Genomic DNA, 4,014 nt, shown 5'->3' with positions numbered 1-4,014 from the left:
AGTAGCTTGGTCAGTAGCTTGTTCAGTAGCTTGGTCAGTCATGTCCAGTACCTTACTAAAGGGCAAAACCAAGCGAGTAAAGTTATCGGTAAAATGAAAGACATTTTTGCTATAGCTTTGCAATATACGCGGTATGCCAGAACCCAGTTGCTCGACTAAATCCACATCTCTAAACACGCGCATTAACTCTTTATTTTGCGGGACAGAATAGCCCATAAAGAACTCATCTTGACTAAAGCCTTGCGGCAAACCACCTGCCGAAGTGATTTCCAAACGATCCGCAAATAACTCAAATTTAGGCGGCACATCACGACTGTAGGCATTATGAATCATAGCGTTAATCACTGCCTCACGAAGCGCGATTGGGTTTAATAACTTCGTCTCGTTGCGGGTCGTATCGGTAATAGTCGCGAAGGTTTTGTTCTCTACTTTGAGTTTTTCCAGTACTGCTTTAGTGGCTTTTATTAAACAGCAATAACCGTATTCTTCATTTTCAATGAGATCAACACGGTCAAGTCCAGCGTATTTAGCTACCTTGATCGACATGCCGTTGTCATCTGCTAATAAATAAGCTGCGTAGTTGTAGTCACCTTCTGCGGTTAGTAGCTCTAAGTTACGGGCAAACTGTTGGTTCAGCGGTAGGTTGCGTTCTTGGTAGTAGATTTTTAGTTGTTCGAATTGTAGGTCTTGGTTGCGTGAACGAATATTACCAATGGAGTTGCGGGTGCGCGTCGCAAATAGCTCTTCAATCATGCGTTGCGGCATGGGTTCCGCTGATGAGCCGATGCGGATGAAACAGCCTTTGGGTGACATGCCTGCTTTGCTTAAATAGTAAGGTTGCTCTGAGCCACGGGCGACAACAATTTTTATGATGCTTTTTTCTTGGTAGGTTTCAACTATTACATCGAACAAGCCCATGGTTGAAGGGCTTATGTTGTGTTTTATCCGGTCTTTGATTTGTAGTTGCTGTTGGTCTATTGTTCTGTCGCTAAGTACTTCTAAATCAATGGCTTGGCCATCGTCGTCAATACCAATGTAAATCAAACCGCCGTCGTGGGCATTTAGAAAAGCTACAACTTCTTTTTCTAAGCCATCGCTTAACTGGCGTTTGAACTCTACGCGTTGGCTTTCGACAAGAGGTGGTTGGTTTATATTGGAATTGGTTGGCATTAGGCTTCCTTTTCTCTTTACGCAACAGCATTGGTTAGCTCGCCGTTGAAGGCTTTTTGTAGGATGGATTTTTTTAGTTCGTCGATTGAGTTTAGTTTTTTATTATACACTTCGACTAATTTCTCTTTCTGCTCAAATATTAATGAAAGCTCTTTTGCTACAGAGTTAAGTTTGTCAGCAGGTGGAACTGGAATTGGAAACGCTTTTAAATCTTTAATCGATAAATTGGGCTGCATTAATTCGTTGACGTTACTTTTTACGTAATCAATAGCCATTCTTGTCGAAAGGTATGCTTGGAGAATATCAGTTGACATAATATCTTTATCAACCTGTACAGCTGCGACACGTTGATTTATTAATGAACCATCATAGCTTGAAGGTACAACGGCAACCTTTAACCCTGTAGAAATGATGGTACGTGTTAAAGCAACAACAATATCACCTTCGTAAGCCTTGTATTTGCTATGTTTTTCAAGATGCTCTTTGGGTAGGTAATTATCAACCTCTTCTACAAATTCATAAACACCAACATTCGTTATTTTTATAGACTTCACGCTATTACCAGGAGAGAAGTCACCACTTTTAAATGCGTGCCCATTGACGATATTAGTAAAGCTTTCTAAGGGAAGTGTTTTCCAGCCCTCACCTTTTTGGCTAAAAACTTGTTGTAGGTAGCTGTCGAATAACTCGCGGGCATTTTTTAGGTTTTGTTCGGTTTTGGCGCGGGTTTGTTCTAAGTCGGCAAACACGGTGTCGAGCAGTGCCACAATGCGTTTTTGTTCTGGGAGTGAGGGATAGCTAATTAATCTTGATTTGACTTGAGAGTCATTAACCGCAGGGTAACTAGCTCCTTTCTGAAGTTTCTCCATTTCACCCATGAAACTGTCAGATTGTAAAAAATAGAACAAATATCGGTTATACAATTCTGATGTCGGCTGGAAAACAAAGTACCCTGTGCTACAAACTTCACCATCTAATTCACTTGGCACTATAGCAATTCTTCTCAGCGTAGGGCGAACTGTAGCAAAAAGTATATCTCCTTTCGTAATCACTCTCCTAGCCCGACTAGGCGCATCCTTTCCTAAAAGCTTAGTGTTTTCGGTTATCTCCAAAGTCTTATTGGAAACACCTGACACATCAACATACATAAATTCCTTTTCAGGTGATTTTCTAGGGTCTATAGTTTTAGTTTTGGAAATAACATCACTAATAGATTTAGTTACCCAACCTTCCATTACAACAACCCCCGAATCTTAGCCAAAATCACCTCAGACTCTTTATCCAGCGCCATAATCTCATCAATAATAACCTTAGGCTCACGCAATGGCACAGCTTCTTTCACATTCGGATTTTTAACCGACAAATCATAAGTACTTTGATCAATATCACTAATCGCTAGCAACCACGACTTATCCGACGCCTTAAAGCTTTTTTGCAGCTCAACAAACTCAGCCAAATCCTTATCGTTCAACGGGTTAGTCTTACCCATATTCCGACCCACATTCAGCTCATAAAACCACGTATTTAAGGTCGGTTCGCCCTTGGTAAAAAACAACACCACCGTCTTAACACCCGCCCCAATAAACGTACCCCCCGGACAATCCAACACCGTATGCAAATTACAGTTTTCCAGCAGCTCCTTGCGCAAAGCAATCGCCGCATTATCGGTATTACTTAAAAAAGTATTCTTAATCACCACCGCCGCCCGACCACCGGGTTTCAGCATTTTAATAAAGTGCTGTAAAAACAAAAATGCCGTTTCGCCGGTCTGAATCGGGAAGTTTTCCTGCACCTCTTTACGCTCTTTACCCCCAAACGGGGGATTGGCTAAAATCACATCGTGTTGGTTACTGGGCTGAATGTCTTGCAGGTTTTCCGACAAGGTATTGGTGTGTAATACGTTAGGCGCTTCGATACCGTGCAAGATCATATTCATGATGGCGATAACGTAAGCCAGCGACTTCTTCTCTTTGGCGTAAAAGGTGTCGTTTTTCAGCGTTTCTAAGTCGCTGGTTTTAAGCTGCGCCTTGCCTTCTACACCCGCCCGGCCACCTTGCCGCAAGTAGTCGTAAGCTTCACATAAAAAGCCCGCCGACCCTGCCGCACCGTCGTAAATGGTTTCGCCAATTTTAGGGTCAAGCACGTCCACCATCGCACGAATCAAGGGACGCGGCGTGTAGTACTCACCACCATTACGACCGGCGTTACCCATGTTTTTAATCTTGGCTTCGTATAAATGGCTCAGCTCGTGCTTTTCCTGCTGCGAACGAAAACGAAGTTGATCAACCTTTTCCAGTGCATCACGCAGCGAGTAACCACTTTGAATTTTGTTTTTGATCTCGCTAAAAATCTCACCAATTTTATATTCAATGGTATTGGGGTGATCGGCGCGTTGCTTAAAGCTTTTCAGGTAGGGGAACAGTTCACCATCAACAAAATCGGTTAAATCGTCGCCCGTTAACGCGTTGTTGTGATCAAAGTTACCGTCGGCATCTTTCGGCGCTGCCCATGCGCTCCAACGGTAAGGCGCGTCGATAATGTAGTGGTAGTCTTCCATCATCATCTCGGCTTCTTGCGACTTGGTAAACTCAAGATCGTCGAGGTATTTCAAAAATAACATCCATGATGATTGCTCGGTGTAGTCAAGCTCGGAGGAGCAGCCTGCATCCTTGTGAAAAATGTCATCGATATTTTTGAATACTTGTTCGAACATATTGGTCAGAGTCCTTTTTATAAGCTGTCTGTATTATTGCATCTTTGTTGGAATACTTCGCATTATTCACAAAGATTATGCATGCGGTCAGCATTGGATGGGCTTCCGGCATTCCTGTCAGTCAATTGTAT

The 4,014-nt window shown here is 42.8% G+C and carries 3 protein-coding genes; all 3 read right to left on the bottom strand.

Translation table 11 applies throughout. The annotated features are described in order from the left end of the window. On the bottom strand, positions 1 to 1,170 hold a 1,170-nt coding region (locus DKW60_RS23145), incomplete at its 3' end, for an RNA-binding domain-containing protein (protein ID WP_109840014.1). Between the two features lie 17 nt (positions 1,171 to 1,187). Beyond that, positions 1,188 to 2,405 carry a restriction endonuclease subunit S gene (locus DKW60_RS23140; RefSeq protein ID WP_109840013.1) on the bottom strand — a complete coding sequence of 406 codons (1,218 nt, stop codon included), beginning with the start codon at positions 2,403 to 2,405 and terminating at the stop codon, positions 1,188 to 1,190. Continuing rightward, entirely contained in the window at positions 2,405 to 3,883 is a 1,479-nt protein-coding gene (locus DKW60_RS23135; protein ID WP_109840012.1) for a class I SAM-dependent DNA methyltransferase, read from the bottom strand. The genes DKW60_RS23140 and DKW60_RS23135 overlap by 1 nt, the downstream gene beginning before the upstream one ends. Positions 3,884 to 4,014 lie beyond the last annotated feature (131 nt).

It is taken from the genome of Leucothrix pacifica, from assembly GCF_003172875.1.
In the GTDB taxonomy this organism is placed as follows: domain Bacteria; phylum Pseudomonadota; class Gammaproteobacteria; order Thiotrichales; family Thiotrichaceae; genus Leucothrix; species Leucothrix pacifica.
This window is presented reverse-complemented; position numbering and strand designations above follow the sequence as displayed.

Coding starts and splice junctions, on each gene's coding strand:
- DKW60_RS23140 (WP_109840013.1), bottom strand. CDS start 2,405: ATGGAAGGTTGGGTAACTAAATCTATTAGTGATGTTATTTCCAAAACT.
- DKW60_RS23135 (WP_109840012.1), bottom strand. CDS start 3,883: ATGTTCGAACAAGTATTCAAAAATATCGATGACATTTTTCACAAGGAT.